Origin of the sequence: Citricoccus sp. K5 (assembly GCF_902506195.1) — a bacterium.
Lineage (GTDB): Bacteria > Actinomycetota > Actinomycetes > Actinomycetales > Micrococcaceae > Citricoccus.
In genome coordinates, this window is sequence record NZ_LR732817.1 from 2,863,922 (window position 1) to 2,888,102 (window position 24,181).

Below are 24,181 nucleotides of genomic sequence, written 5' to 3' on the forward strand. Positions count from 1 at the left end.
GCAGGTACCGCCACTGAATAGGGGGTCCAGGCTGGCTTTGTAGGCGGCCAGCTCTCTCTGCTGGGCCCGACTGAGGATCCGGGAGTCCAACAGGCGGTGGTACGGGGTTTTCGGAGTGTCGTAGACGCGCTTGCAGCGCCCGGAGGGGTCGGAGGGGTCGGAAGACCAGCCGATCGGCTTCTTCGTGGGCATGTAGAAGTTCAGCCGGTCATTGACCGACGGCCAGAGCTCGTTCAGGACCGTCAGTTCGGTCGGGGTGTCATATCGGTCAGGTTCACCGATCGGACGAACTCGCCCTTCAGGCACGGCCCGCAGTGGGCGGCGGTGTCAGCCTCAAAGAAGCCGGGCTCAGCTTCGACCTCGTCACCGGCCTTGCGGATCGTGATCGAGTTCCGTAGCAGGGCCCTGGCTACCACCGTCCACTCAGGACCCGGCGTGGCCTCTCCTGGCGTGCTCATGCCGGCCGTGCGCGGCCACATACCAGACCGCCGCCACCAGCACGAACCCGGCCAGCACCAGATACATCACCCCGAAACCGGCCGCGGTGACGAGCCCGCCCAGGGCGACGGGCCCCAGCCCCAGGCCGACGTCCGCGAACAGCAGCAGCGTGGAGACGCCCGAGCCATACTGGTGCGGCTCGACCCGGGACACCGCGATGGCCTGCGCCGCCGGCATGAGGGTCCCGTACCCCAGGCCCGTCAGCGCACCGGCCACCACCACGTGCCAGTCCCGACTGGAGACCGCCAACAGCACGAGCGCCAGCGCGAAGAACACCAGCCCGAAGGCCACCACGGGGTTGTCCCCCCGGCGATCCTGGAGCGTGCCGAGGGTCAGGCGCATGAGCAGCATCGCGACCGCGTAGGCCACGAAGAACAGCCCGGCCCCGGTGGCGAGGTCGCGCTGTTCCGCCAGCGCGTTGAGGAAGGTCATGACGCCGCCGTAGCAGAGGCCGATGACCACCATGAAGATCCCGATCGGCACCACGGCCGGGTGCACGATGGCCGACCACGAGATCCGCGGTTGCAAAGCGGCCTGTGCTTCGGGGCCGGACTCGGGGCTGGACTCGGGGCTGGACGTGGGACTGTCCGCGGGGCTGGCCGCGGGGCTCTTGAGGAAGAGCGCAAGGACCAGACCGACCACGGTCGAGCCGAACGCCACGGCGAACAGCACCGCGTAGTCGAATCCGCCGGCCACCCACAGGCCCATGGCCGGGCCGACCGCCGTGGCCAGGGTGGTGCCCAGAGCCAGGTAGCCGGTCCCCTCGCCGCGGCGGGTGGGCGGAATGGCGGCCTGCGCCAGGGCCATGACCGCTGTGCTGGCGAAGGCGTAGGTGAACCCATGCAGGATGCGCACGCCGATCAGCAGGGCCAGGGATCCGGCGGCGAAGTACAGCGCGCAGGAGACCGCCGCCAGCACGAGGGCGACGAGCATGGTGCGCCGGCGTCCGAACCGGTCCACCACGTAGCCGGTGGACAGCCGCGCGACGGTGGCCCCGATGACGAAGGCGCTGGAAGCCAGCCCACCGGCGGCGTCCGAGGCCGCGAACTCGCGGACGGCGTAGAGCGCCAACGTGGTGACGAGGAAGTAGAACGTCAGGAACTGGGAGAAGTTGACGAGCCACGCCAGGGTGAAGGTTCGGGTCAGCAGTCGGTGGTTTTGCATCATGCACATCGTACTCCTGTTTTGTATGATGCAAATGTCGGGGCAGGGCTCCTCACCCGTCGCCCCACCGTCCCGACCGTTACCTCCCCTCCCGCACCCCGCCTGTCACAGCCCACCGACGCGGCGCGACCGCCGCACCCGCAGACCCCGAAGGAGCCGCCACCATGGCCCGCAGCACCCACGACGAGCTGGCCTACGAGCAGATGCTGCTGACCCGGGCCGCACTGCAGGGAACACCGGCGAAGAACCGTGAGTGGGTGCTGGACCGCAGCGCCGCGGTCCTGATCGCCCGGCTTGAGGCCTCGGGGCCGCTGTCCGTGGGCGAGCTGGCCGAGGCCTTCGGCCTGGACGTCTCCACGGTGCACCGCCAGGTGGCCGCCGCGCTGAGGACCGGGCTGGTGGAGAGGATTCCGGACCCCGACGGCGGCCCCGCGCGCAAGCACCGCCCCACCGCCGAGGGCTCCCGCCGCTTCGGCGAAGAGATGGCCGCACGTGCAGCGTCCTTCCGCACCGTGACCGCGGATTGGACTCCGGAGGAGGTCGACACGTTCGTGGCCCTGATGCGCAGCTTCAACGAGGGCATCGAAGCCCTGCGGGGCCAGCCCTGGCCCCGCTCCTGACCACCCCACTCCTACGATGACGCGGCGGTCCACGGTGGCGCGGCGGTCAGAGACCCACGGTCAGGCGCGGGTGCGGGGCTCACTGCGGCGCTGCATGGCGCGGGCCGCGGGCTCGTGGCCCAGCCGGCGCGTGATGGCACGGGCCGCGAACTGCAGCTGCGGGATGGAGACGGCCAGGTGCTCCTCGCCCCGGGGCACGATCAGGGAGAGCGTGGCCACGGCGTGCTGGTCCTCCACGAAGATCGGCACGGAGATCCCACTGGACTCCGGCACGATGATCCCGGCCATGGAGACGTAGCCATTGCGCCGGATGTCCGCGAGGATGCCGCGCAACTGTTCCGGCTCGGTCACCGTGTCTGGGGTGAGCTTGTCCAGCCGCCGGTGCAGGAACCGCTCCTGCTCCTCCTCCGGCGCATAAGCCATGAACACGAGTCCGGCGGAGCAGCCGTGGACGGGCAGGCGGCCGGCGATCCGGGTGATGTTGATCGTGGCATCGTCCGCGGCCAGTCGCTCCAGGTACAGCACGTCCGTGCCCTCCAGCACGCCGAGCGAGACGTGGTTGCCGGTGTGGTTGAGTAGGTCCTCCATGGGCGGCAGGGCTGCCTCCCGCAAGGAGGAGGCTCGCGAGCCGCGGGAGGCCATCTCCCACATCCGGTGCCCGTGGCGCAGCCGGCCGGAGCCGTCCCGGACGAGCAGCCCCTCGACCTCCAGCTCGGCCACCAGCCGGTGCACCGTGGAGACCGGCAGCCCGACGATCCGCGCGAGCTCCCGCAGATGCAGGGCTGGCGCCTCGTCCCCGAAGGCGGAGAGGATGCGCACCACGCGGTGGATGACGGATTCGCCGGAGGGCGAGTTGGCCACGGAATGCCTTTCGACGCAGAGGTGACTCCGATCATACCGATCAACGGAACACCCCCACGCTCCCCCAGCCCGCCCGTTCCTAGGGTGAGCCCATGACTGAGACCGCCGACTCCCCCACCCGCCCGGCCGAAACCGTCCCGGAGAACGCCGAGCACGACGCCGGCTCCGGCCGCGCCGCCGGCAAGGTCGCCTTGATCTCGGGTGCCGCGCAAGGCATGGGCGCCTCCCATGCCCGCGCACTGGCCGCCGCCGGGGCGTGCGTCGTGATCGGCGACCTGCAGGAGGAGACCGGCTCCGCCCTGGCCGAGGAGATCAACGCGGCCGCCGGCCGGCGGGCCGCCGCCTTCACCCCGCTCAACGTGACGCGACTGGAGGACTGGACGGCCGCCGTCGGGCACTGCGTCCGGGAGTTCGGGAAGCTGGACGTGCTGGTCAATAACGCGGGCATCTACACGCCCGGGACCGTGGAGGACGCCTCCGTGGAGGACTGGTCCAGGACCATCGAGATCGACCTGACCGGGACGTTCCTCGGCATGAAAGCCGCGGTGCCCGAGCTGAGGAAGCAGCGGACCTCCTCGATCATCAATGTCTCCTCGATCGCCGGGCTGGTCGGTTTCAAGAACCGCGCCGCCTACTCCGCCGCGAAATGGGGCGTGCAGGGGCTGACGAAGACCTCCGCCCTTGACTTCGGCGCGGACGGCATCCGGGTGAACTCCATCCACCCCGGCTCCGTGGAGACGCCTCTGACCGCCGGCCTGCAGCGCGGCTACGGCCAGGTCCCCGCCGGCCGCGCCGCCCAGGTCGAGGAGATCAGCGCGCTCGTGCTCTACCTGGCCTCGGACGAGTCCCGGTTCGTCTCCGGCTCCTCCATCGCGATCGACGGCGGTGAGACCGCGGGCAACAACCTGCGGCAGGATTCCTGACCTGGTGAGCCGCGTCCGTACCGGCACATTCCTCAGGCGATGAGCCCGAAGATGAACTCCTCTGCATGCCGGATGGCCTTGCTGAACGCTTGGTTGCGCAGCGTCACCCGCTCCCGGTCCCTCCCATCTTCTGGTTCGATGTACTGGGTCGGGCCGGGATGCAGAACCCAGATGTCGCCCTGCGGTGGCAGATAGAACACCCCGAACGAGCGATGCTCGGAGTCATCCGCCCACATCGGCACCACCGCCACGGCCGCGCCCGTATCCACGTTGATCCATTGGGCGCGAGGCAATGGTGGCTCCGTCGCCTCGGGATCGAGAAAGGGGGCGGCACCTTTGCCCCACCGCTCCTCGAACCTCTCATAGAAGGCCGGGACCAGCGAGTGGTTATAGGGTCGCCACGAGCTCATTCCAGTCACCTCGCTCATGGTCTCTGTGCGCGAAGCACACCTCCCCCAGACCGAAGGCACAGGGGCCGGGGCCCCGGACGGTCTCCGGGGCCCCTGGTCCCCGTCCCTAGGCGCCGGACTCCACGAGCTGCTTCGGCTCGCCCGCCGCCTCCACCTGGATCCGCCGCGGCTTCGCATGCTCCGCCACAGGTATGCGAACGGTGAGAACCCCCGCCTCGTAGCCAGCAGTGATGGCTCCGGTATCGAGTTGCTCACCGAGGATGACCTGGCGGCTGAACACACCGCGTGGTTGCTCCGAGGCCAGCATCTCGGCGCCTTCGGGGGCCCGTGGGGCTCGCTCGGCCCGGACAGTCAGGGCGTTGCCCTCGATCCCGAGATCGATGGAGTCCGCGTCCACCCCGGGCAGGTCGAACGCGATGGCGAACTGGTCACCCTCCCGCCAGGCTTCCAACGGCATGGCCGCGGGCCTGGAGCGGGTGCCCAGCACCTGCTCGGCGAGACGGTCAAGGTCGCGGAACGGATCGGTACGCATCAGCATGATGACTCACTCCCAACAGATGATCGATGTATTCAGTGGTCCCAGCCTTGAGGATCTCAACTGGCTGGTACATATTTATATAACTCACGGACACAAGGTGTGCAAGGGTAGATTCCCGGACGAGTGGAAAGGTTTCCCGCTTTGAGCAAGGACAACCAGGGTGTGTACAGCATTTCGGTCACCGCCAGGATGGTGGGGATGGAGCAGCACAACCTGCGCCAGTACGAGAGCCGTGGCCTGCTGGAGCCAGAGCGGACCCCCGGAGGCACCCGCCTTTACAGTGACCGGGATGTGGCCGCGCTTCGGCGCATCGGAGAGCTACTGGCCGATGGCCTCAACCTGGCCGGAGTCCGGCTGGTGCTGCAGCTCGAGGCCCGGAACCGGCAGCTGACGCATCAGGTGAGGCGCCTCCAAGACCGGGCCTAGTCACCGCCGCCCGGCCCTGGAGCACACCCCCGTCCACTCTTAATCCACCCTCACCGTGAACGTGTACTCACTCGACGTCCGGCCGTCCGGTGCCACCACTCCCACGGTGAAGCGCGTCTTGTGCCGGACTGGCACCCTGACCGGCCGGGAGTGCCGCACCTGGGACCCGTTGACCGTCAGGGAGCGGACGTTGCTGGACATCGCGGTCGGCAGCACGGACACCGAGCGGGTGCCGCGGGGCACCACGATCTCGTAGTCGAACACCCAGGGGTTGAACTTGTCCGTCAGCTTGTTCTCCACCCCGTTCGAGGGCGGCGCCCAGTGCACGTCGGTGCCCACCAGCCGGCCGCCGTCGATCTCGAGGTGACTCAGGACCGAATAGCGCAGATGCCCACCCTCGGCGTTGTAGTCCACCGTCACCCCGGAGGGGTAGGCGTCCGTCGGCGAGCTCAGGTAGTCCCGCGGCTGGTCCAGGCCGGCGCCGATGGAGTTGCCCACGGCGATCCAGTTCGGGTCCCGCCACATGTCCCCCACCTTGGACATCCGGGAGTTGCGCACCGGCCCGGTGGGGTTGCCGCTGATGCCGCCCCGGATGGAGGGCTCGATGGCGGCGTCGGCGTCGTCGATCATGTTCTGGAAGCACTCGATGAAGTTGTCGATGCACTCCATGCCCACGGCCACGTCCTGGTGGGCGTTCGTCACCTCGACCACGCGGCCGCTGCGGCTGCGTTTCTGGTAATCCGCCACCAGCTGGCGCTGCAGGGACAGGAAGAGGTCCGCGCGGATGGAGTTGAACTGCGTGGTGTCCGCCGTGTATGGGCGGTTGCAGCCGTAGTGATCGGAGCAATAGACCCAGCCGGTCTGGTTGATGAGCGCCGTGATCAGCCCGTTGGTGTGGCCGGGGGCATGGAACAAGCTGACCTGAACGTTGCCCAGATCGATCTCGAAGCCGTCCTCCACGGCGACGGCGGCCTGGCCGGCCAGGCGGTGATCCTCGCGCCGGGCGGCGCTCAGGGCGGCCTTCTCCCGGTCGGTGCAGTAGAGGGTGACCCCGGCGGAGGTGAAGTTGTGGATCTGTTCGGCATGGTCCGGATGGTTGTGGCCGAGGACCAGGTCGTAGGGCCGGGAGGCGATGGTGTCGATGAAGGCCTTGAGGTCGGCCTTCTCCGCGCTGTACTCACCCGCGTCGAAGACGATGCCCCTCCGGGAGCCCTCGATGTAGTAGACGTTGGCCTGGTAGTACTCGGAGGGATTGTTGATCTTCCAGATGGCCGGCTGGGAACGCCCGGCGCGCTTGACCTGCTGGGCCCGGAACTCCCCCTGCAGCGGGCGGACGATGTTCCAGGTGAACTCGCGGATGGCACTGGGGTTCATTCCGTCCTTCACGGCCACGGCCTTGAGGCGGTACTCCTTGGAGTCCGTGGTGGAGGACAGCGGGTTCACGAACTGCAGGACGCCGTTCTGGCGCAGATCGAACGTCGGAGAATCGGTACTCGGGTCCACCGGCTCGCTGCCGTCATCCGTGTAGGTGTAGTGGATCGTGGCACCGTCGGTGGGCGTGGTGATGTCGATGTAGCGCCGCGGCGCGGTCGTCCCCGGCTTGCACATGACCTGCGGCGGCGAGACGAGTTCCCGCGTCAGCCGATCGAAGATGGTCCGGGCCTCCTTCGGCGAGAGCGGGGACCGCGGGGAGAGCCTCGAGCGGGATTCGCCCGTCAGGAAGCCGGCAGCCAGCATCGCGTTGACGCTACCGCGCAGGGACGGGTCCACCGCGTTGGCGTCGGAGAATCGGCTCAGGGCGTTCTGGTCCGACGCGGGCAGGTGGAAGGCCTTGGCTAGCATGTCCGCGGCATCCTGGCGGGTGATCGGCTTGCTCGGGTTGAAGGTCCGCTTGGCGTTGGACACCACCCCCTCTTCGAGCGCGGTCTCGATCTGATAGGAGTGCTCGGTCTTGCCCAGCTTCACATCGTTAAAGGTCGGCTGGGGCAGCTTGTAGGGGTCGATGTACATCGACGAGTGCACCCAGTCGAAGTGGTTGGAGATCAGGGAGATGAACTCCCCGCGGGTGAGGTGCTGGGAGCCGCGGTGGGCAGCGGCCGGTTCGGCCGACGCCGCGGTGATCCCCACCGTAGCCGCCGCGGCCACGGCGAGGACGCCGAATTGCCGGCGGGACACCCGGGACTGCGTGAGCTCGTCCACCGTCGGCCGGGCGGAATCCTGTGTGCAGGAGCACATCTGGTCCATGTTTGATCTCTTTCCTCGGGGTGCGCATAACGGGATGGCGGTGATGAATGATTGAACCCTAGGGTGACGCTCCTGGACTGACGAGAAGTTTCAATGAGTTTCATGAGGAGGCCACGGTGTCTGAGCCGGTCCGGGTGACGATCTACGATGTGGCCCGGGAGAGCGGCGTCTCCCCTGCCACCGTCAGCCGGGCCCTGAGCCAACCGCAGAAGGTCCACCCGCACACCCTCGCCCTCGTGCTGGCCGTCGTGGACCGCCTCGGTTACCGCCGCAACGCGTTCGCCCGATCGGCCGGCTCCCCGCGTACCGGAACCATCGCCATGGTGGTCCCGGACATCACCAACCCCTACTACTCGGAGGCCATCCACGGGGCCGAGCGGAGGGCCCAAGCCGCGGACATCGGGCTGGTGCTCGCCAACACCGGCGAGGACCCTGCCCGGGAACGAGCCGTCCTGGAGCGCCTCATCGGCCGGGTGGACGGATTCGTCCTCACCTCGAGCCGACTGTCCGACGCGGAGGTCACCGCACTGTCTGACCGGGCCAGCGTCGTGCTGCTGAACCGGCATGTGGAAGGCATCTCGTGCTCCCTCGTGGACCAGGACCAGGGATCGCAGCGCATCATCACCCACTTGGCGGCCCTGGGCCACACCCGGATGGCCTATGCCGGCGGACCCTCCAGCAGCTGGGTCCGCCACCAGCGGTGGAACGCCCTGTCCGGCTCCGCTCAGTCGCACGAGCTGGAGATCCGCCAGCTCGGCCCCTTCCGACCCTCACTGGAGGATGGGCCCGCAGCAGCCGAAGAGGTCCTGCGCGCCGGTGCCACCGCCGTCGTCGCCCACAACGACCTCCTCGCGATCGGGATCATCCGGCACGTCCAGGGCAACGGCCTCGCCGTCCCCGCCGACCTCAGCGTGGTGGGGTACGACGACATGTTCGTGTCGCGGTTCTGCACGCCCCCGTTGACCACGCTCGGGGGCCAATACGAGTCCGCCGCCCACCACGGCGTCGAGATGCTGGTCGAGGGCCGGCGCAACCAGCTCGTCGTGCTGCCCTCCAGCCTGGCCATCCGCGAGTCCACCGGCCCCGCCCCCGGTGCCACACCTTGCACCTCCTCGTCCCTTCGTCCATAGTGATGGTGGCTGCGTGACCCTCGTCACATACTCCCCCGTCACGCGGTGCCTCGGCCCCGACCTCCGGAGGAATCATGCCGTCCACGCCTCGCACCTCGAATGTCCCCCGCCGCACCCTTCTGGGCGCCGGCGGCATCGCCGCCCTGAGCGCCCCGATCCTTGGCGCGGGCTCCGCGAGCGCCACCACTGCCGCCAAGGCCGCGACCAGCCCCGTGCTGGCCACGGCCGCGAACGTGCCGGACACCGGCATGCACCTGGTCACCCTCGGAACCGCTGCCGGACCGGCAATCCGCGGGACCCGGCACGGGATCGCGAGCGCCGTCGTCGTCGATGGGCTGCACTACCTGGTGGACTTCGGACTGGGGATGCCGCGGCAGGCCGCCGAGTCGGGCCTGACCGGCAACAAGCTGCGTCAGGCGTTCGTCACGCACCTGCACTCGGACCACATCTCCGAGCTGAGCGCCTACATGCTCTACAACTGGGACACCCCGGTACAGGGCGTCACCTCCCGGGTGGGGATCATAGGCCCCGGCCGCACCCGCCTGCCCAGGGGCATCCGGCCGGTGGTCTCCCCGCCGCAGACCGGCATGAAGGACGTCATCCAGAACCTGATGCGCGCCAACGCCTATGACATCAACATCCGCACCACGGACGAGGCCCGGATCCCGCTCGATGAGCTCTTCGAGGGCGTGGACATCGAGCTGCCCCGGCGCCCGCGGGCGGATCCGGACCGCAATCCCGTCCCGGACATGAAGCCGTTTACCATCTACGAGGACGACCGCGTGCGGGTGAAGGCCACCCTGGTGGAGCATCTGCCGGTCTTCCCGTCCTTCGGGTTCCGCTTCGAGACCGAGTACGGCGTGATCACCTTCTCCGGGGACACCGCCGAAACCCCCAACATGGTCCGCCTCAGCCAGGACGCCGACCTCCTGGTCCACGAGGTCGTCAACATGGACTACTACCGGGACCAGGACTTCGCCGAGGAGTTCCTGCACCACCTGGAGTCCAGCCACACCACGCCCGAGGGGATCGGACGCATCGCCTCCGAGGCCGGGGCGAAGAAAGTCGTGGTCAGCCACATGGCCGGGGTCTTCTCCGACGCCGACCTGGCCGGCATCGCCGAGTTCTACGACGGGCCCTACACCCTGGCCGCCGACCGGCAGCTCTTCAGCGTCTGACCCCGCGTCCGACGGAGGCCGGCGCGGATAGACTGCCCGAATGTCCGCGCCTCCCCCATCCCAGCGCATCCCCGGCCGAACCCTGCTCGTGGGCTGCGGCGCCCTCGGCACCCGGCTCGGGGAGCGGCTGACCGCGGACGGCGGGGAGGTGTTCGCCCTGCGCCGCACTACGGCCGGGCTCCCCGCCGCCTTCACCGCCCTGCCGGTGGACCTGCAGGCACCCGTGCGCACAGCACTGCCGGCCGTGGACGCCATGGTCATCACCCTGCCTCCCGGCGGCCCGGTGTCCGCACCTATGGCCAGCCCGGCGCCCGGCTCGGAGCCCGCCCAGAATCCCGGGCACGACGACGGCTACCTCACCTCGCTGCGGAACCTCGCCGCCGCGCTGCCGCGGGTCCCGCCCCGCGTGGTCCTGGTGTCCTCCACTCGGGTGCTCGGCGGCCACACCCACGGCCGCCCCCTCGCCGAACTGGACGCGCCCGCCCCGGTGGGCCAGCGCGCCACCACCCTGCTCGAGGGTGAGCGGCTGGCCACGGAACTCTTCGACGCCGTCATCCTCCGCCCGGCCGGGATCTACGGGCCGGGACGCGAGATGCTGCTGCGCAAGGCCCTGGAGGGCGCCCCGGTCCAGTACGCCCGCCGCACGAACCGCATCCACGAGGACGACCTGGTCCGCACCCTGCACGCCCTGCTCATCACGGAGGATCCGCCCCGCCTGCTGCACGCGGTGGACCAGGCACCGGCACCGCTCGGCGAGGTCATCACCTACATCGCCCACCGACTCGGGGTCCCGCCACCACCGGCCATCGAGCCAGCAGAGGCGACCGGCACTGTCCTGGACGGCGCGCGGCTCCTGGATTTCCTGGGCAGCCTGGAGCACCCCACGTTCCAGTCCGGCTACGGCCAGCTCATCGACGCCCGAAACAGGACGGGATCCCCGGAGCAGTCTTAGGGCAGGTGGTGACCCGCTGCCTGCCCTCGCTGTCAGCCGTAGTGGTATCGGCAGGCCGCGATGCGCGTTTCGTCGTCTGCACATTTATAGACGAGCCGGTGCTCATCCGTGATGCGTCGTGACCAATACCCGGCGAAGTTGTGTTTGAGGGCCTCTGGCTTGCCGATCCCCTCGTTGCCGTTCCGCTGGATGTCTTTGATCAGAAGATTGATCCTCTTCAGGACGTGGCGATCCTGCGCTTGCCACCACAGGTAGTCCTCCCAGGCATTCTCGCTCCAGATCAGCAACACGTCGTCAATCCTCGATGAGGTCACGTGCCGTTCCGTGGCCGGACTCCAGGGCTTCCATAGAATCCAGCAGACGGCGGGCATTGGACGGCGAGCGCATGAGGTATGCCGTTTCCCGCAGGGACTCGTAGTCCTCCAGCGAAACGATCACCACGGACTCATGACCCGAACGGGTCACGATCACTTCTTCGCGGTCGTTCACGACGCCGTCAAGGACTTCTGCGTACCGCGCCCGCGACTCTGTATAGCTGATGGTTTTCATGGCTCCTCCTGTACGGATTACTGTACAGTCAATTTCTTCGTCACATCCCCGCAGGTCAGGGGACGTGGTGGCCGGCCGCCTGGAGCAGGCCGTACCACTCGCCCCGGGTGAGCGGGAGGTCGGAACCGGCCACCGCCTCGGCGATCCGCTGCGGATTGGTGGTCCCGAGCACCACCTGCATGTTGGCCGGGTGACGGGTGATCCAGGACGTGGCGATCGCCGTCGGGGTGACGCCGTAGTGCGTGGCCAGCCGGTCCAGTTCCGCGTTGAGCTCCGGGTGGTCCTCGGAGCCGAAGAACACGCCACCCTGGGCGCCCCTCTGGAAGGGTGACCAGGCCTGGACAGTGATGCCGTGGAGGCGGCAGTAGTCCAGGATCCCCCCGCCGTCACGGGTCAGCGAGTCCTCCTGGCCGGCCATGTTCGAGGCCAGGCCCTGGGCCACGATCGTCGAGTGTGTGAGGGAGAGCTGGACCTGGTTGACGAGCAACGGCTGGCGAACGGCCCTCTGGAGCAGGTCGATCTGGCGGGGCGTGTGGTTGGAGACCCCGAAGGACCGCACCTTCCCGGCGGACTCGAGCTCGTCGAAGGCGCGGGCCACCTCCTCCGGCTCCACGAGGGCGTCCGGGCGGTGCAGGAGCAACACGTCGATGTACTCGGTGCGCAGCGCCCGCAGCGACTCCTCGGCGGAGGTCATGATGTGCTCGTAGGAGGAGTCAAAGTGCCAGTCCCGGTCTACAATCCCGGCCTTGGTCTGCAGCGTGACCTGCTCCCGCTCCGCGTTGCTGAGGCTCAGTGCCTCGGCGAAGACGCGTTCGCAGTGGTGGTAGCCGCCGGGGTGGTTGAAGCCGTAGAGGTCAGCGTGGTCGAAGAAGTCGACGCCGGCCTCCCGCGCCGCGCTGTAGAGCGCCCGGACCTGCTCGGGCGACTTGTCCGCGATCCGCATCATGCCGGCGATGATGTTGGGCACGGTGGTCTCGGTGCTGCCGAGGGGCACGGTCTTCATGGGGCTCCTTGCCGGTGGTGGTCTCGGTCGGTCAGCCATGGCCGACGTCGTCGTCCCCCCATGATGCCCGGCCGTGGCACTCCATGGCAGGGCTCACCCTGGCCTGAGGGCTCCATCACAGGGGTACCACGAGGGACTCCCAGCCGCCCTCGCCGGGTGGTTCACTGATGCGGTGACCGTGGCGGGCAATCCCTGCGGCGGCCACCTCCATCCGTACAGACCATGCAAAGGACCTTGATGACCGCTGTTCCCGCTTACATCGCCGCCAACGCCACCGACCCGATGACCCTCGGGACCGTCGAGCGGCGCCCGGTCGGCCCCCATGACGTGCGGATCGACATCCGCTGGTCCGGCATCTGCCACTCGGACATCCACACCGTCCGAGGTGACTGGGGCCCGCAGCCCTATCCGCTGACCGTCGGCCATGAGATCGCCGGGATCGTGGCGGAGGTCGGCTCTGAGGTGACCACCCATCAGGTGGGCGACCGAGCCGGCGTCGGCTGTCTGGTGAACTCCTGCGGCGACTGCACCAACTGCGCCAATGGGGATGAGCAGTACTGCCTCAACGGCTCCGTGGGCACCTACGGCGCCACGGACCGGGACGGCACCATCACCCAGGGTGGCTACGCCACGGAAATCGTGGTGGACGCAGACTTCGTGCTGCGCATCCCCGAGTCCCTTCCCTTCGAGGCCTCGGCCCCGCTGCTGTGCGCCGGCATCACCACCTACTCCCCGCTCAAGCATTGGGGTGCCGGGCCGGGCAAGCGCGTGGGGGTGGTCGGCTTCGGCGGGCTCGGGCACATGGCCGTGAAGATCGCCCACGCCATGGGCGCCGAGGTCACCGTGCTCTCCCAGTCCTTGCGCAAGCAGGAGGACGGCGAGCGCCTGGGCGCGGACCACTACTACGCCACGAGTGACCCGGAGACCTTCACTGCGCTGTCCCAGAGCCTGGACCTGATCATCAACACGGTCAGCGCCCCGGTGGACGTGGACGCCTTCCTGGGCCTGCTGGCCGTCAACGGCGCCCTGGTGAACGTGGGCGCCCCGGCCGAGCCGATGAGCTTGAACGTGGGCTCCCTGCTGGGCGGACGCCGCACCTACGCCGGCTCCATGATCGGCGGGATCGCCGAGACCCAGGAGATGCTGGACTTCTGCGCCGAGCACGGCATCGCCGCCGAGGTCGAGGTCATCGGCGCCGAGCAGATCAACGAGGCCTGGGAGCGGGTGCTGGCCTCAGACGTGCGCTACCGCTTCGTGATCGACGCCTCCACGTTCACGGCCTGACCCGGCTCCGCCGCTGCGTGCCCACACGGACGCAGCGGCGGGTCACCTCGGTCATCTCCGGCGGACGTCAGCCTCCTCTGGGCTTGCCGCCAGTGACGCCAACAGTTGCAGCCGCTCTGCGGACGCCGAGCCCGGCTCGGCGGTGTAGACCACCATGGCCAACCCTTCCTCGGCGGTGATCGCCAACTCCTCGTAGGCCAGCACCAGCTCGCCGACCTGCGGGTGGTTGAAGCGCTTGATACCGGCGCCGTGGGTCCGCACATCGTGGGCGGCCCACAGCGTCCGGAAGGTCTCGCTCTGCGTGGACAGCTCCCCCACCAGGTCCTGAATGCCCCGGTTCTGGGGGTCCCGGCCGGCCTCGGCCCGCATGCTGCCCACGCACATGTGCGCAAACCGGTCCCACTCCGGGTAGAAGTCCCGGGAGGCCGGGTCCAGGAACTGGAACCGGGCCAGGTTGGGTGTGCGGCCGCCGTCGCCGATCACCGGCGAGTAGAACGCGCGCCCGAGGCGGTTGACGGCCACCAGGTCCTGGACCGGGTTCCGCACGAAGGCCACCGCGCCCTGCATGGACTCCAGCGTCCATTGCAGGCTCTCCCGTGGCTGACGTGGAGCGGAGGCGGGCCGGCGGTGACGCCCGGACGTCGGGATGCCGTCGGCGGCCCGGGCCAGGTCGAACAGGTGGGCCCGCTCTGTCTCGTTGAGCATCAGGGCGCGGCTCAGGGAATCCAGGACCGACGCCGACGCCCCGGCGATCGCGCCGCGCTCCAGCTTCGTGTAGTACTCCACGCTGACCCCCGCCAGGGTGGCGACCTCATGGCGCCGCAGCCCCGGCACCCGGCGGTTCCCGCCCGCCGGCAGCCCGGCCCGCTCCGGGGTGATCTTGGCGCGGCGGGACATGAGGAACTCGCGTACCTCGGCTCGATTGTCCATGACGTCAGCGTAGCCAGATCCGGGGACGGCGACGGAGTCCACAGCGGTACCCCTCTCGGCAGGGACTCCCCCGCCCCCGGTGACGGGTGGTTGTCTGGAGCCAGACAAGGAGCCCCACCCTTTTCGTTTTCAGTCGAGTTTGGGTGGGTGTTTGGCCCACATACCCACGCAAACTCGACTGAAAACCAAGCTGTTGACCGACAAGGAGAAGCGATGGAACTCGAGGACCTGCTCGACGCCCTGAACGCCGGCGAGACCATCACGGGCGATTCGCCCCTGCACGCGGTCATGCACCGCACCAGCCAGGAGGCGCTGCGCATCACCGGGGAGCTGAACGGCGGTTACCACGAGCCGGCCCGGGTCCGGGAGCTGCTGTCCGAGCTCTTCGGCCGGCCGGTCCCGGACACGGTGATGCTGTTCCCGCCGTTCCGGACCGACTTCGGCAAGAACACCGTCCTCGGCGAACGGGTCTTCCTCAACTCCGGCTGCGCCTTCCAGGACCAGGGCGGCATCACGATCGGCGAGGGCTGCCAGATCGGGCACAACACGGTCATCGCGACCCTGAACCACGCCCTCGATCCGGTGCACCGCCTGGACATGCTCCCGGCGCCCGTGGTGATCGGGAACAACGTGTGGGTCGGATCCAATGCGACGCTCCTGCCGGGCGTGACCATCGGGGACAACGCCGTGGTGGCCGCGGCCGCCGTGGTGACCAAGGACGTGCCGGCAGACTCGGTAGTCGTGGGCTCGCCGGCCCGGGTGGTGCGCAGCCTGTAGCCTCGGTGGGAACTGGCCCCCCACCCCGTCAAGTCAGCCGGGCAGGTCCTCCTGCATGACCGCCACCAGCGCACGGATGCCCTGGGTGAGGGCCTCGAGGTCCGTCAGTGCCAGGCGGTCCAGGGGGAAGTGCGTCAGTTCGGGCCGGGCCGCCAGCAGGCGCTGGATGGTGTCCCGGCCGGCGTCGGTGACCGTCACCCGGCGCACCCGCTGGTCACTGGGGTCCAGGGTCCGCCCGATCATTCCCTGCGCCTCCAGTCGGTCGACGATTCCGGACATAGTGGCCAGCGAGACCCTCATGGCGGAGGACAGGCCCCGGATAGTACTCCCAGCGGGCTCGGCTACGAGGAGGGTGAGCACCTTGAGCTGCTGCATCGTCAGCCGCAGGGACATCATGGGCTCGATCACGGCCGGGACATAGGACCGCTCCAGCTCGTTCTGCAGGCTCAGCAGCTCGCCGCGCAGGTGCTCGCGCTGTTCGGTCTCGTCTGGATCCACAGCCCCGAGCTTAGCCCGCAGCCAGCGTCTACCAGAGGCCTCTACCCGGAATCGCCGAATTGCATAGCCCTGCACTAAGCTTTGCCTGACCCTACGTTTCGATCGTTCCGCGTCCGGTGCGGTCCAACCCGCTTGCCAACCCCCATCGGTGGTGCCCGTGTTCCGTCTTGCCCGCTTCAGTCTGGCCAATCGCCTGCTGATCGCCCTCCTGACCCTGTTCATCGCAGCCTTCGGCCTGTACTCGATGACCCAGCTCAAGCAGGAACTGATCCCCGCGATCGAGCTGCCCCAGACGACCGTGGTCACCGCCGTGCCCGGCGCTAGCCCCGAGGTACTGGACGAGCAGGTCAGCGAGCCGATCTCCCGGGCCGTGGGCGATCTGGATGGGGTGGAGCAGGTGGTGGCCACCTCGTCGGCGAACATGTCCATGGTCTCGATCGCCTATGAGTACGGCACGGATGCCGATGAGTTCAACGCCTCCGTCGAGGCGGCCACAGACACGGTGACCCTGCCCAACGACGCCGAGGCGAACCTCATGTCCGGCGGCACGGACCAGGTGCCGGTCATCTTCATGACCGCCTCCTCCTCCGAGCTGGATGAGGCCGAGATCTCGGCCGCCCTGCAGGACACTGTCAAGCCGCGGCTCGAGGCCATCGAGGGGGTCCGCTCCGCAGCCGTCTCCGGCGGTGCCGTACAGCGGGTGGAGATCACCCCGAACCAGACCGCGATGGCCCAGCACGGGTTGAGTCAGCAGGCCATCACCCAGGCCCTGCAGGACAACGGCACCACCCTGCCGCTGGGCACCGTCAACCAGGACGGCGCCTCGCTGCCGGTCGACGGCGGCACGGCCCTGGGCTCGCTGGAGGATCTGGAGACACTGCCGTTGGCCAGTCAGACCGAGCCGGGCACCGTCGTGCACATCGGCGACGTGGCCGAGCTGGAGCTCGCCACCCAGGAGCCCACCTCCATCACCCGGATGAACGGCGACCCGGCACTGTCGGTGTCCATCACCGCGAGCCAGGGGGCCGACGTCGTGGGCGTGTCCCATGCGGTCGAGGACGCCCTGACCGAGCTGGCCGCGGAGGTGCCCGGGCTGAAGCTGACCGTGGTCTTCGACCAGGCACCGTTCATCGAGCAGTCCATCGAGGGGCTAGCGGTCGAGGGCCTGCTCGGCCTGCTGTTCGCCGTCATCGTGATCCTCGTCTTCCTGCTCTCCGTGCGCTCCACGCTCGTGACCGCCCTCTCGATCCCTCTCTCCGTGCTCGTCACCTTCATCGGCCTGAACCTCGGCGGGCACTCGCTGAACATGCTGACCCTCGGTGCCATGACGATCGCGATCGGCCGCGTGGTGGACGACTCGATCGTGGTGATCGAGAACATCAAGCGACACCTGGCCTACGGCGAGCCGAAGGTCCACGCGATCCTCACCGCGGTGCGAGAGGTGGCCGGCGCCATCACCGCCTCCACCCTGACCACCGTTGCGGTCTTCCTGCCGATCGCGCTGGTCGGGGGCATGGTCGGCGAACTGTTCGCCCCCTTCGCCCTGACCGTGGCGATCGCCATGCTCTCCTCGCTGCTGGTCGCGCTGACCATCGTGCCGGTGCTGTCCTACTGGTTCCTCCGGGCACCGAAGGACGTCAAAGTCCAGGAGGCGGTCCGTGCCGAGGCTGAGGAGAAGGAACACCGCAGCTGGCTGCAGCGCGGCTACAAGCCCGTGCTGCGCGGCACCCAGAAGCACCCCGTCATCACCGTGGTGGCGTCGGCGCTGCTCCTCGTGCTGACCGTGTCCCTCATCCCGCTGCTGAAGGTCGATTTCCTCGGCAACACCGGCCAGAACATGGTCATGGCCACCCAGACCTTCGACTCGGGCACGGACCTGCAGACGGTGTCCGAGGGCGCCGAGGCGGTCGAGGATGCCCTGGCCGATGTCGAGGGCGTTCAGGACATCATGCTCATGGCCGGCTCCTCCGGCGGTGGCGAGGGTGACTTCTCGGCCCTGCTCGGCGGGGGCGGCGGTTCGGCCACCTTCATCGTCAACACCGATCCCGACGCCGACCAGTCGGCCCTGCAGGAGGAGATCCGGTCCCGCCTGGCGGGCCTGGACGGCCCCGGCGATGTCAGCCTGATGGACCCGGCCTCCATGGGCGGGTTCGGCGGCTCCGTGGACGTGGAGGTCCACTCCCAGGACGAGGCCGCTCTGGCCGAGGCCGCACAAGCCGTCCAGACCGCCCTCGAGGGGACCCCGCACACGGCTGAACTCAGCAGTGACCTGGCCGCGGAGCAGCCGACCGTCCAGGTGGCCGTGGACCGCACCGCCGCCCTGGAGCAGGGGCTGACCGAGATGCAGGTCCTCGGCATGGTGGCCGGGACGCTGTCCCCGCAGAGCATCGGCTCGGTGACCCTGGACGGTGACGACTTCGACATCTACATCGAGGGCACCGACGCACCGGAGACCATCGCGGAACTGGAGGACATGGCCGTCCCCACTGCGGCCGGCATGACCACGCTGTCCGAGTTGGCCAGCGTGGAGGAGGTGACCGTTCCCGAATCGGTCACGCGTCAGGACGGCGAGCTGGTGGCCACCGTCTCCGTCACGCCCACCGAGGGAGAGCTCGGGGCCGTGATCACGGAGGTCCAGGAGCGCGTGGACGCGCTCGACCTGCCGGAGGGCACCCAGGCGAGCATGGGCGGGATCGCCCAGACGCAGCAGGAGTCCTTCGAGCAGCTGGGCCTGGCCATGGTGGTGGCCGTGGTCATCGTGTTCATGCTGCTGGTGATCACCTTCCGGTCCATGATGCAGCCGCTGATCCTGCTGGTCTCCATCCCGTTCGCCGCCACCGGGGCCATCGGCCTGCTGCTGGCCACCGGCAAGCCCCTGGGCATCTCCGCCCTGATCGGCATGCTGATGCTCATCGGCATCGTGGTCACGAACGCCATTGTGCTGATCGACCTGATCAACCAGTACCGGGTTCAGGGCCAGAGCCTGCAGGACGCCATCTTCAACGGGGCCCGCCAGCGGTTGCGCCCCATCCTCATGACGGCGCTGGCCACGATCTTCGCCCTGATTCCCATGGCCATCGGCATCACCGGTTCGAGCGGATTCATCAGTCAGGACCTGGCCATCGTGGTGATCGGCGGGCTCATCTCCTCGACGCTGCTCACCCTGATCCTGGTGCCGGTGCTCTACCAGCTCTTCGAACAGGGCAAGGAGCGCCGCCGTGCGGCCCGCGGCGAGGCCGTCGTCGGGGATGCCGTGGACCAGGAGCTGGCGACGGCGCCGGGGGCCTCTGCGGCACCGGAAGCCGGGCCCACGGGTCGGCATCGGGACCCGAACGCCTAATAGTGCGACCGACGCTACGATGACGGAGCCCTCCGGCGGGTCTGGGTGGCCTGGCCCGCCGGCACCGGGAACGGCAGGCTCCGTTTGACGCAGCCGCACTCGAGCAACCAGGACGGCCGACCGCTGGTCTGCTGGCCCCTCATTGGCGCCTATCCCCGCAATACCGAGATGGCGGCGCGCACGGTATCCGCCAGCGCCCTCATCCAGGATGGCCTGGCCGCGCTTCGCAACCACTGGTCTTTGTCAGCAACAACGTAATCCCATCAGTAATGGTGGGAGGAAGAAACCCGCGGAGGGGCCCGAACTTGTCCCTTGTCTCGTCCGGTCCCCTCCGCGCTCAGGCCAGGTGGCCTCGCTGCTCCGCTCACACAGAGGCCAGATCACCGGCTCCGTGTGGCCGATGGTCTCGAACGCACCTCGTGGCAGCCTGACCGGCCCGCCTACTCCCAGAAGGCGATGGTTCGGACTTCGACGCTTTCACGCTTGTGGTCCACCGAGACGGTCCCGTCCTTGAACGCCGAGTGCATCACCCTCCACGGTCCGGTCGTGTCCGTGTCATTCAACTTGAAGAAGATCACTTCGTCCCTGTTCATATTCGGGAAGTACCACCAGCGATGGTCCGCGCTGTAGTAGAACGCCGACCCGGCGGCAGCTGTCCGCCCTCCCGTGATCGTGTCCAGGTCCGCGTAGGGATCCTCGGGCAGTTCATCCACGAAGACCATATGGGTGTCGATGCCCTCGGCATCGTCGAGGCTGGTGTACTGGGCGACTGCCAACGGCCAATCCTGCGGCGCTGGGCTGAAGGTTCGCCAGAAACTCGTCACGAGTGCTCTTTTGTACCCGGGACCGTCCGGAAAGTTCTCCCGATATGCGTCATCGAAGCGTCGTCGAGCATCGGTCGCTGACATGTCGACATGGACATCGTTCCCCGGGGGCTGCGACTGAACCTCGCCCGGCTTCTCGGACCGTCGAACCACGTACCCCATGGCGACGACCTGGTCGGCGCCGGTGATGCGCTGCACCTCCCCGCGTACCTCATCGAGATACACCTCATCGAGTTCGTTCCTGTCCGTGAAGTCCTTGACGGAGCTGCGGTGGTCCAGAAGCATGAACCCCTCGGTATCCAGGTTGAAGTGATCTCTCACGGGCCGGCCGTCATGAATGTTGATCTCGCGGGGTTCATAGGTGCCGGTCTTCAGTACCTCCCCTTTGCCCACGAAGCGCCGATTGACGGTCGTTTCGGTACTCAGGTAGTTGACTTCGCCACGGATCTTTGAGACCTGTTCCGACAGCTCGCCGATTGATGCAGTCATTATCTTGTCCTTTCACGTGCCTTCTATGGGTGTTGTTGTTCCAGACCACTTGCTCATGATTTTGCAAACCATGGAGATACCGGCATTCGGGGCACCGGACACCGCGATCAGCAGGTTCTCTACCGAGGACGCCTCCAGAACTCGCTGGAAGCCAGGTCTGCCATCCGTTCCGGAGGGTCCCCGAGCCCGGCTGGACGTGACTTCGTCCTTTCCTGAGCGCGCAAGCAGATGACCAGAGCGACCCGAGTGCTCGAAGAGCCACTCACGGACCTCCTGACGCGTCATCCCGGCCGCATGGAGCATCCTGGCGTGCTCCGGGTTGAGAACCACTGCGATTGCAGAGGTGCCGAAGACCCACGATCCTGTTCTGGACATCGTGTCCGCGAGGTCGTGGAGCACATGTTCCACCTTGTTGGAATGGCGATTGTCCACGAACTCCACGGACCTGACGAAGGTCGCCGTGACGGTGCTCGACCCAGATGGCGCCCCGAGTTCGTTCGACATCGGCTCCCAGGGGCTTTCCTCTTCGTTCTCACCGAGGCATATCGACCAGCGGCCCGGGGTCCCCTGGGTGGACTGTTCAAAGACCTGAGGCCGGACACCCAAGGCGTTGCGGACCATGAGCCCGAGAGATCGGGCGATGGTGGCGTTGGCCCGGAATCCCGGTCCGAACGCACCCCCTTGGCTGTTGATGCCCAGTTGCTGGCGGATCGGACCGTTGACGATAAGTAGAGGGGCTGGGCCGGCTGTGCTCTGAAAAGCGCCCCGGGTGGCCACATGATCCTTCATCAACGAGTCCCACGCCGCCAGAACGACGGGAAAATACTCGGGGCGGCAGCCGGCCATGAGAGCGTTAATGGCCGCAAGTTCGACGTTGACCTCACGATCAAGACGCTCAAGCCGGCCAATGACCTCACCAGGGTCCCGATTGGTGGTGGCCAGGAAAGCGTCTACTCCCTCCCGCGTCGCCGGAACCAGCGGCAACCCGTCAGACCAGTCCTGATCGTAGAGATACTCGATAACCGTCGGCATCGCCCTGGGATCCCGTAATTGAGACGTCAGCGATTCCGTCAGTCCACCGGTGGGCGTCGTCGTCATGGTGTGCGTCCCTGGTCGGTGAGCATGGACAACACCTGCGGGAGCAGCTGCGCCGCTCGAACGTTAACCTCACTGCGTTCAAGGATCGCCACAGGATGCCGCGTGGTGAGGTACTCGTAGTCCGCCATTCCCTGGACTCCTGCCATTGCACTCGCCGTGACCCTGTATGCGTCACTACAGATGACGGCCGCCGGAATGCCTTCCCTTTCGAACTCGATTCCGTCGGCCACGGCCGAGGCACTGCACGCACCACAGTCCCCGATACCGATGATCATCACGTCACAGGACGAGACGAACGACGTCAGCATCTCCTCGGGCATGGGTTGGCCGAAGTCATGCTTGGTAGCCCTCACCAGGTCTTGTACCCCATACCTAGCGAGCAAGGCGTCCCCGAGTTGGTCGAGGAGGTAGGCAGCATGATGTTTGGTGTTCTCCAGGAGGCCCACTGTCAATCCGTCAAGGGAGCGAGGTCGGCTCGCCACGGCTGGCGCTGGCGTGCCGGTGGGTCCAGCGCCGGCGGCAATCCCTGTCGGGTCGAGAATCTCGCCGTAGGCCTCATCGATATCATTCGGACTGGAGTCATACGTCGATGTCATGCCCTCACCGTCCATGCATCCGCCAGTCTGACGGCGCCCCCGACCCAGTCCTGGTTGAGGTCCTGGTCTTCTCGTTCTGAAGCCCAAGGGCTACGCGAATAGTAGGGGGAACCGATGAAGGTCGCTTCGATGGCGGCAATTTCGCCGCTCTTGACCTTGAACATCTCCAGGAAACTCCACGTATGCGGCTCTTGGAACGGAGATTCCCTGAAACTGCCGTCCGTGAGTTCGTAGGACAGGAGCAGACCCTTATGGTCGATGAACCCTCTGGCCAGGCAGATTCCACGGACCTCATCGACCATGATCCATTCGCGGCGGACTCGTTCGTTGAAGCGCCACCGCCCCAAGAGAAAATCCTTGGCTGCCCCCTGAGGTGCAGCTTGGTATCCGTTCTCGATGCGGAAGCAGTTCTCAGCAAAGCTGGTGTACAGAGTGCCGTCATTGCGGGAAAGTGTTTGAAAGTACCCGTCCCCGACGTTCAAAACTTCGGCTCGGCAGCCCTCCGTGCCCTGCGGCAGCGGGTCGGAGATCCCTTCCTGGTGGGTGAGTTCTTCCACCTTGCCGAAGGGAGTCGGCGGGCCACTGACGCCCCGCTTCGTAGACAACATGTGCTCGATCTCTGTGATCCGCCCCTTCACGACCTTGATGCGGATGGTGAGGAATCCAGGGGTGCCGTTCATTAGGATGGCCGTGAAAGCGGCTACATTGCCTGTCGCCGGGTCAGAGAATGTCATTGCCGGCCCTACTTCGTCCGTCACTGCATCCCAGCTTGCCTCCGGAAACGGAAGCTCCACATTGTTCTCCGTGAAACGGACGTCGGGAGTGACTGGCAGTGACCCGGCATCCCGCGCAAGGTAAGCCCGGCGATAACTCGCCATCAGAGACTCCAGGAATGCTTGGTCGTGTCGGTCCGCTTCGGCCATTACTGCCGGTGGCGTGATGATCTTCATTTCGGGTCCTTTCCCAACGACAACAAGAACGTTTCAAGCGCACAGCCGAGAGAGCTGTCTTCCGTGCCCACGTGGAGCACTTCGCTGAAGTGGTTGTGCCTGGGCAGAAACACCATGTGCGGTAGCCGTTCCTGCGACAGCAGTTGTAAGTGCGCCAGGTTCAGGAACTGTCGGTGTTGTTCCGGCGGATCCAATTCGCTGACGACGATCATCAAGGGGGTCTCCAGACCCGCCAGGTCAGCATGCGGCGACATCTCGGCCAGCAGCGTCCCTGCCCCGTAGTAGGTGCTGAGTACGGAATCACCCTCGAGGCCGCGGAAGTCGTACACTCCGGAGAGCAGGACAACGCCCGATACGGGCGGTTCCTGTGACGCTCGCTCAGCCACCCATTGGGCTACGTGCGTAGCCCCCGCGGAAGCGCCGACGAGCACGATGTTTTCGCAGTCGATGTTCAGGTCTGCGGCGCTCTCCCGTATCCAGCGAATCGCCTGGTCAAGGTCCTCGATCCCGGAGGGGTGGGTTGATTCGGGAGCCAGACGGTAGTTCAAAGTGATGCCGACAAAATGATGTTGAACTGCCCACACGCCGATGTTGCTGTAGAAGGGGCTGCCCGGCACATGTTTGTCACCGGCGACGAAGTTGCCACCATGAACGAAGACCATGACCCCTCGCGACTCCCCTGCGGAGACCAGCGGCTCAAATACGTCCAACCTGTTCCTCGGATGGGCGCCGTAGACCACATCCCGTGTCACTTTCACTCCGGGGTGTTCGTCCAATTTGTGGCGGGGTGCGTATATCGCATTGCTGAACTTGGCATTCTTCGGGTTGATCGCCGTTCCCAGTTCTCGGATTCTCTCCGCTGTTGTGAGATCCATCATCGATGCTGCATCCTTTGCTTT

General features: G+C 67.2%; 24 protein-coding genes. 9 read left to right on the forward strand and 15 right to left on the reverse strand.

Features of this window, described 5'->3' with window-relative positions:
• Positions 1–423 precede the first annotated feature (423 nt).
• The gene (locus BOSE125_RS12840) at positions 424–1,665 is read right to left on the reverse strand and encodes an MFS transporter (protein ID WP_236557996.1); all 1,242 of its coding nucleotides are present in this window, start codon (positions 1,663–1,665) and stop codon (positions 424–426) included.
• Positions 1,666–1,826: 161 nt separating this feature from the next.
• Here BOSE125_RS12840 and BOSE125_RS12845 point away from each other — a divergent pair, with 161 nt between their 5' ends.
• The gene (locus BOSE125_RS12845; protein ID WP_159553112.1) at positions 1,827–2,282 is read left to right on the forward strand and encodes a MarR family winged helix-turn-helix transcriptional regulator; all 456 of its coding nucleotides are present in this window, start codon (positions 1,827–1,829) and stop codon (positions 2,280–2,282) included.
• Positions 2,283–2,342: 60 nt separating this feature from the next.
• Here the strand turns inward: BOSE125_RS12845 and BOSE125_RS12850 are convergent, their stop codons facing one another.
• Entirely contained in the window at positions 2,343–3,143 is an 801-nt protein-coding gene (locus BOSE125_RS12850; RefSeq protein WP_159553114.1) for an IclR family transcriptional regulator, read from the reverse strand.
• 92 nt (positions 3,144–3,235) lie between these two features.
• Between BOSE125_RS12850 and BOSE125_RS12855 the strand changes: the two genes are divergently transcribed.
• On the forward strand, positions 3,236–4,066 hold the full coding sequence (locus tag BOSE125_RS12855) for an SDR family oxidoreductase (protein ID WP_159553116.1): 831 nt from the start codon (positions 3,236–3,238) through the stop codon (positions 4,064–4,066).
• Positions 4,067–4,098: 32 nt separating this feature from the next.
• On the opposite strand, the gene BOSE125_RS12860 is transcribed toward BOSE125_RS12855, so the two are convergent.
• Both BOSE125_RS12860 and BOSE125_RS12865 read right to left on the reverse strand, forming a co-directional pair.
• Positions 4,099–4,476 carry a hypothetical protein gene (locus tag BOSE125_RS12860; protein ID WP_159555165.1) on the reverse strand — a complete coding sequence of 126 codons (378 nt, stop codon included), beginning with the start codon at positions 4,474–4,476 and terminating at the stop codon, positions 4,099–4,101.
• 106 nt (positions 4,477–4,582) lie between these two features.
• Complete coding sequence (locus tag BOSE125_RS12865; protein WP_159553118.1) at positions 4,583–5,014, reverse strand: Hsp20/alpha crystallin family protein; 432 nt, start codon at positions 5,012–5,014, stop codon at positions 4,583–4,585.
• Between the two features lie 141 nt (positions 5,015–5,155).
• Here BOSE125_RS12865 and BOSE125_RS12870 point away from each other — a divergent pair, with 141 nt between their 5' ends.
• Positions 5,156–5,440, forward strand: coding sequence for a MerR family transcriptional regulator (locus BOSE125_RS12870; RefSeq protein ID WP_236557998.1), 285 nt, complete (start codon positions 5,156–5,158; stop codon positions 5,438–5,440).
• A gap of 39 nt (positions 5,441–5,479) precedes the next feature.
• Here the strand turns inward: BOSE125_RS12870 and BOSE125_RS12875 are convergent, their stop codons facing one another.
• Positions 5,480–7,684, reverse strand: coding sequence for a cadherin-like beta sandwich domain-containing protein (locus BOSE125_RS12875; RefSeq protein ID WP_159553120.1), 2,205 nt, complete (start codon positions 7,682–7,684; stop codon positions 5,480–5,482).
• A 116-nt stretch (positions 7,685–7,800) separates the two neighbouring features.
• On the opposite strand from BOSE125_RS12875, the gene BOSE125_RS12880 reads away from it, so the two are divergent.
• The 3 genes from BOSE125_RS12880 to BOSE125_RS12890 all read left to right on the forward strand — a co-directional run bounded on the left by BOSE125_RS12880 (position 7,801) and on the right by BOSE125_RS12890 (position 10,944).
• Positions 7,801–8,814 (forward strand): LacI family DNA-binding transcriptional regulator, encoded by a 1,014-nt coding sequence (locus BOSE125_RS12880; protein WP_159553122.1) that lies wholly within the window; start codon positions 7,801–7,803, stop codon positions 8,812–8,814.
• A 74-nt stretch (positions 8,815–8,888) separates the two neighbouring features.
• The gene (locus BOSE125_RS12885) at positions 8,889–9,992 is read left to right on the forward strand and encodes an MBL fold metallo-hydrolase (RefSeq protein ID WP_236558000.1); all 1,104 of its coding nucleotides are present in this window, start codon (positions 8,889–8,891) and stop codon (positions 9,990–9,992) included.
• Positions 9,993–10,032: 40 nt separating this feature from the next.
• Positions 10,033–10,944, forward strand: coding sequence for a sugar nucleotide-binding protein (locus BOSE125_RS12890; protein ID WP_159553124.1), 912 nt, complete (start codon positions 10,033–10,035; stop codon positions 10,942–10,944).
• 32 nt (positions 10,945–10,976) lie between these two features.
• Here BOSE125_RS12890 and BOSE125_RS12895 read toward each other — a convergent pair whose 3' ends face one another.
• Genes BOSE125_RS12895 through BOSE125_RS12905 form a run of 3 tightly spaced genes read right to left on the reverse strand, consistent with a single transcriptional unit; the run spans position 10,977 to position 12,496 of the window.
• On the reverse strand, positions 10,977–11,234 hold the full coding sequence (locus tag BOSE125_RS12895; RefSeq protein ID WP_115932651.1) for a Txe/YoeB family addiction module toxin: 258 nt from the start codon (positions 11,232–11,234) through the stop codon (positions 10,977–10,979).
• Positions 11,235–11,238: 4 nt separating this feature from the next.
• On the reverse strand, positions 11,239–11,493 hold the full coding sequence (locus BOSE125_RS12900) for a type II toxin-antitoxin system Phd/YefM family antitoxin (protein ID WP_115932650.1): 255 nt from the start codon (positions 11,491–11,493) through the stop codon (positions 11,239–11,241).
• A 55-nt stretch (positions 11,494–11,548) separates the two neighbouring features.
• Positions 11,549–12,496, reverse strand: coding sequence for an aldo/keto reductase family oxidoreductase (locus BOSE125_RS12905; protein ID WP_159553126.1), 948 nt, complete (start codon positions 12,494–12,496; stop codon positions 11,549–11,551).
• A gap of 237 nt (positions 12,497–12,733) precedes the next feature.
• Here BOSE125_RS12905 and BOSE125_RS12910 point away from each other — a divergent pair, with 237 nt between their 5' ends.
• The gene (locus BOSE125_RS12910; RefSeq protein ID WP_159553128.1) at positions 12,734–13,780 is read left to right on the forward strand and encodes an NAD(P)-dependent alcohol dehydrogenase; all 1,047 of its coding nucleotides are present in this window, start codon (positions 12,734–12,736) and stop codon (positions 13,778–13,780) included.
• Positions 13,781–13,831: 51 nt separating this feature from the next.
• On the opposite strand, the gene BOSE125_RS12915 is transcribed toward BOSE125_RS12910, so the two are convergent.
• Positions 13,832–14,710 (reverse strand): helix-turn-helix transcriptional regulator, encoded by an 879-nt coding sequence (locus BOSE125_RS12915; RefSeq protein ID WP_159553130.1) that lies wholly within the window; start codon positions 14,708–14,710, stop codon positions 13,832–13,834.
• 213 nt (positions 14,711–14,923) lie between these two features.
• Between BOSE125_RS12915 and BOSE125_RS12920 the strand changes: the two genes are divergently transcribed.
• The gene (locus tag BOSE125_RS12920; protein WP_159553132.1) at positions 14,924–15,487 is read left to right on the forward strand and encodes a DapH/DapD/GlmU-related protein; all 564 of its coding nucleotides are present in this window, start codon (positions 14,924–14,926) and stop codon (positions 15,485–15,487) included.
• Positions 15,488–15,520: 33 nt separating this feature from the next.
• Here the strand turns inward: BOSE125_RS12920 and BOSE125_RS12925 are convergent, their stop codons facing one another.
• Positions 15,521–15,985: a MarR family winged helix-turn-helix transcriptional regulator gene (locus BOSE125_RS12925; protein WP_159553134.1), complete on the reverse strand. Its 465-nt coding sequence runs from the start codon at positions 15,983–15,985 to the stop codon at positions 15,521–15,523.
• 157 nt (positions 15,986–16,142) lie between these two features.
• Between BOSE125_RS12925 and BOSE125_RS12930 the strand changes: the two genes are divergently transcribed.
• The gene (locus tag BOSE125_RS12930; protein WP_159553136.1) at positions 16,143–19,325 is read left to right on the forward strand and encodes an efflux RND transporter permease subunit; all 3,183 of its coding nucleotides are present in this window, start codon (positions 16,143–16,145) and stop codon (positions 19,323–19,325) included.
• Between the two features lie 440 nt (positions 19,326–19,765).
• On the opposite strand, the gene BOSE125_RS12935 is transcribed toward BOSE125_RS12930, so the two are convergent.
• From BOSE125_RS12935 to BOSE125_RS12955, 5 genes are read right to left on the reverse strand one after another with little or no spacing between them, the layout of a single operon-like run.
• Positions 19,766–20,638, reverse strand: a complete 873-nt coding sequence (locus BOSE125_RS12935) for a CmcJ/NvfI family oxidoreductase (RefSeq protein ID WP_159553138.1) — start codon at positions 20,636–20,638, stop codon at positions 19,766–19,768.
• A 12-nt stretch (positions 20,639–20,650) separates the two neighbouring features.
• Positions 20,651–21,736 carry a hypothetical protein gene (locus tag BOSE125_RS12940; protein ID WP_201301205.1) on the reverse strand — a complete coding sequence of 362 codons (1,086 nt, stop codon included), beginning with the start codon at positions 21,734–21,736 and terminating at the stop codon, positions 20,651–20,653.
• On the reverse strand, positions 21,733–22,347 hold the full coding sequence (locus BOSE125_RS12945; RefSeq protein WP_159553139.1) for a UGSC family (seleno)protein: 615 nt from the start codon (positions 22,345–22,347) through the stop codon (positions 21,733–21,735). The genes BOSE125_RS12940 and BOSE125_RS12945 overlap by 4 nt, the downstream gene beginning before the upstream one ends.
• Complete coding sequence (locus BOSE125_RS12950) at positions 22,329–23,282, reverse strand: hypothetical protein (protein ID WP_159553141.1); 954 nt, start codon at positions 23,280–23,282, stop codon at positions 22,329–22,331. The genes BOSE125_RS12945 and BOSE125_RS12950 overlap by 19 nt, the downstream gene beginning before the upstream one ends.
• Complete coding sequence (locus tag BOSE125_RS12955; protein ID WP_159553143.1) at positions 23,279–24,160, reverse strand: alpha/beta hydrolase; 882 nt, start codon at positions 24,158–24,160, stop codon at positions 23,279–23,281. Before BOSE125_RS12955 ends, BOSE125_RS12950 begins: the two co-directional genes overlap by 4 nt.
• Between the last annotated feature and the right edge of the window lie 21 nt (positions 24,161–24,181).

Coding starts and splice junctions, on each gene's coding strand:
- BOSE125_RS12840 (WP_236557996.1), bottom strand. CDS start 1,665: ATGATGCAAAACCACCGACTGCTGACCCGAACCTTCACCCTGGCGTGG.
- BOSE125_RS12845 (WP_159553112.1), top strand. CDS start 1,827: ATGGCCCGCAGCACCCACGACGAGCTGGCCTACGAGCAGATGCTGCTG.
- BOSE125_RS12855 (WP_159553116.1), top strand. CDS start 3,236: ATGACTGAGACCGCCGACTCCCCCACCCGCCCGGCCGAAACCGTCCCG.
- BOSE125_RS12860 (WP_159555165.1), bottom strand. CDS start 4,476: ATGAGCTCGTGGCGACCCTATAACCACTCGCTGGTCCCGGCCTTCTAT.
- BOSE125_RS12865 (WP_159553118.1), bottom strand. CDS start 5,014: ATGCTGATGCGTACCGATCCGTTCCGCGACCTTGACCGTCTCGCCGAG.
- BOSE125_RS12875 (WP_159553120.1), bottom strand. CDS start 7,684: ATGGACCAGATGTGCTCCTGCACACAGGATTCCGCCCGGCCGACGGTG.
- BOSE125_RS12885 (WP_236558000.1), top strand. CDS start 8,889: ATGCCGTCCACGCCTCGCACCTCGAATGTCCCCCGCCGCACCCTTCTG.
- BOSE125_RS12890 (WP_159553124.1), top strand. CDS start 10,033: ATGTCCGCGCCTCCCCCATCCCAGCGCATCCCCGGCCGAACCCTGCTC.
- BOSE125_RS12900 (WP_115932650.1), bottom strand. CDS start 11,493: ATGAAAACCATCAGCTATACAGAGTCGCGGGCGCGGTACGCAGAAGTC.
- BOSE125_RS12905 (WP_159553126.1), bottom strand. CDS start 12,496: ATGAAGACCGTGCCCCTCGGCAGCACCGAGACCACCGTGCCCAACATC.
- BOSE125_RS12910 (WP_159553128.1), top strand. CDS start 12,734: ATGACCGCTGTTCCCGCTTACATCGCCGCCAACGCCACCGACCCGATG.
- BOSE125_RS12915 (WP_159553130.1), bottom strand. CDS start 14,710: ATGGACAATCGAGCCGAGGTACGCGAGTTCCTCATGTCCCGCCGCGCC.
- BOSE125_RS12920 (WP_159553132.1), top strand. CDS start 14,924: ATGGAACTCGAGGACCTGCTCGACGCCCTGAACGCCGGCGAGACCATC.
- BOSE125_RS12935 (WP_159553138.1), bottom strand. CDS start 20,638: ATGACTGCATCAATCGGCGAGCTGTCGGAACAGGTCTCAAAGATCCGT.
- BOSE125_RS12940 (WP_201301205.1), bottom strand. CDS start 21,736: ATGACGACGACGCCCACCGGTGGACTGACGGAATCGCTGACGTCTCAA.
- BOSE125_RS12945 (WP_159553139.1), bottom strand. CDS start 22,347: ATGGACGGTGAGGGCATGACATCGACGTATGACTCCAGTCCGAATGAT.
- BOSE125_RS12950 (WP_159553141.1), bottom strand. CDS start 23,282: ATGAAGATCATCACGCCACCGGCAGTAATGGCCGAAGCGGACCGACAC.
- BOSE125_RS12955 (WP_159553143.1), bottom strand. CDS start 24,160: ATGATGGATCTCACAACAGCGGAGAGAATCCGAGAACTGGGAACGGCG.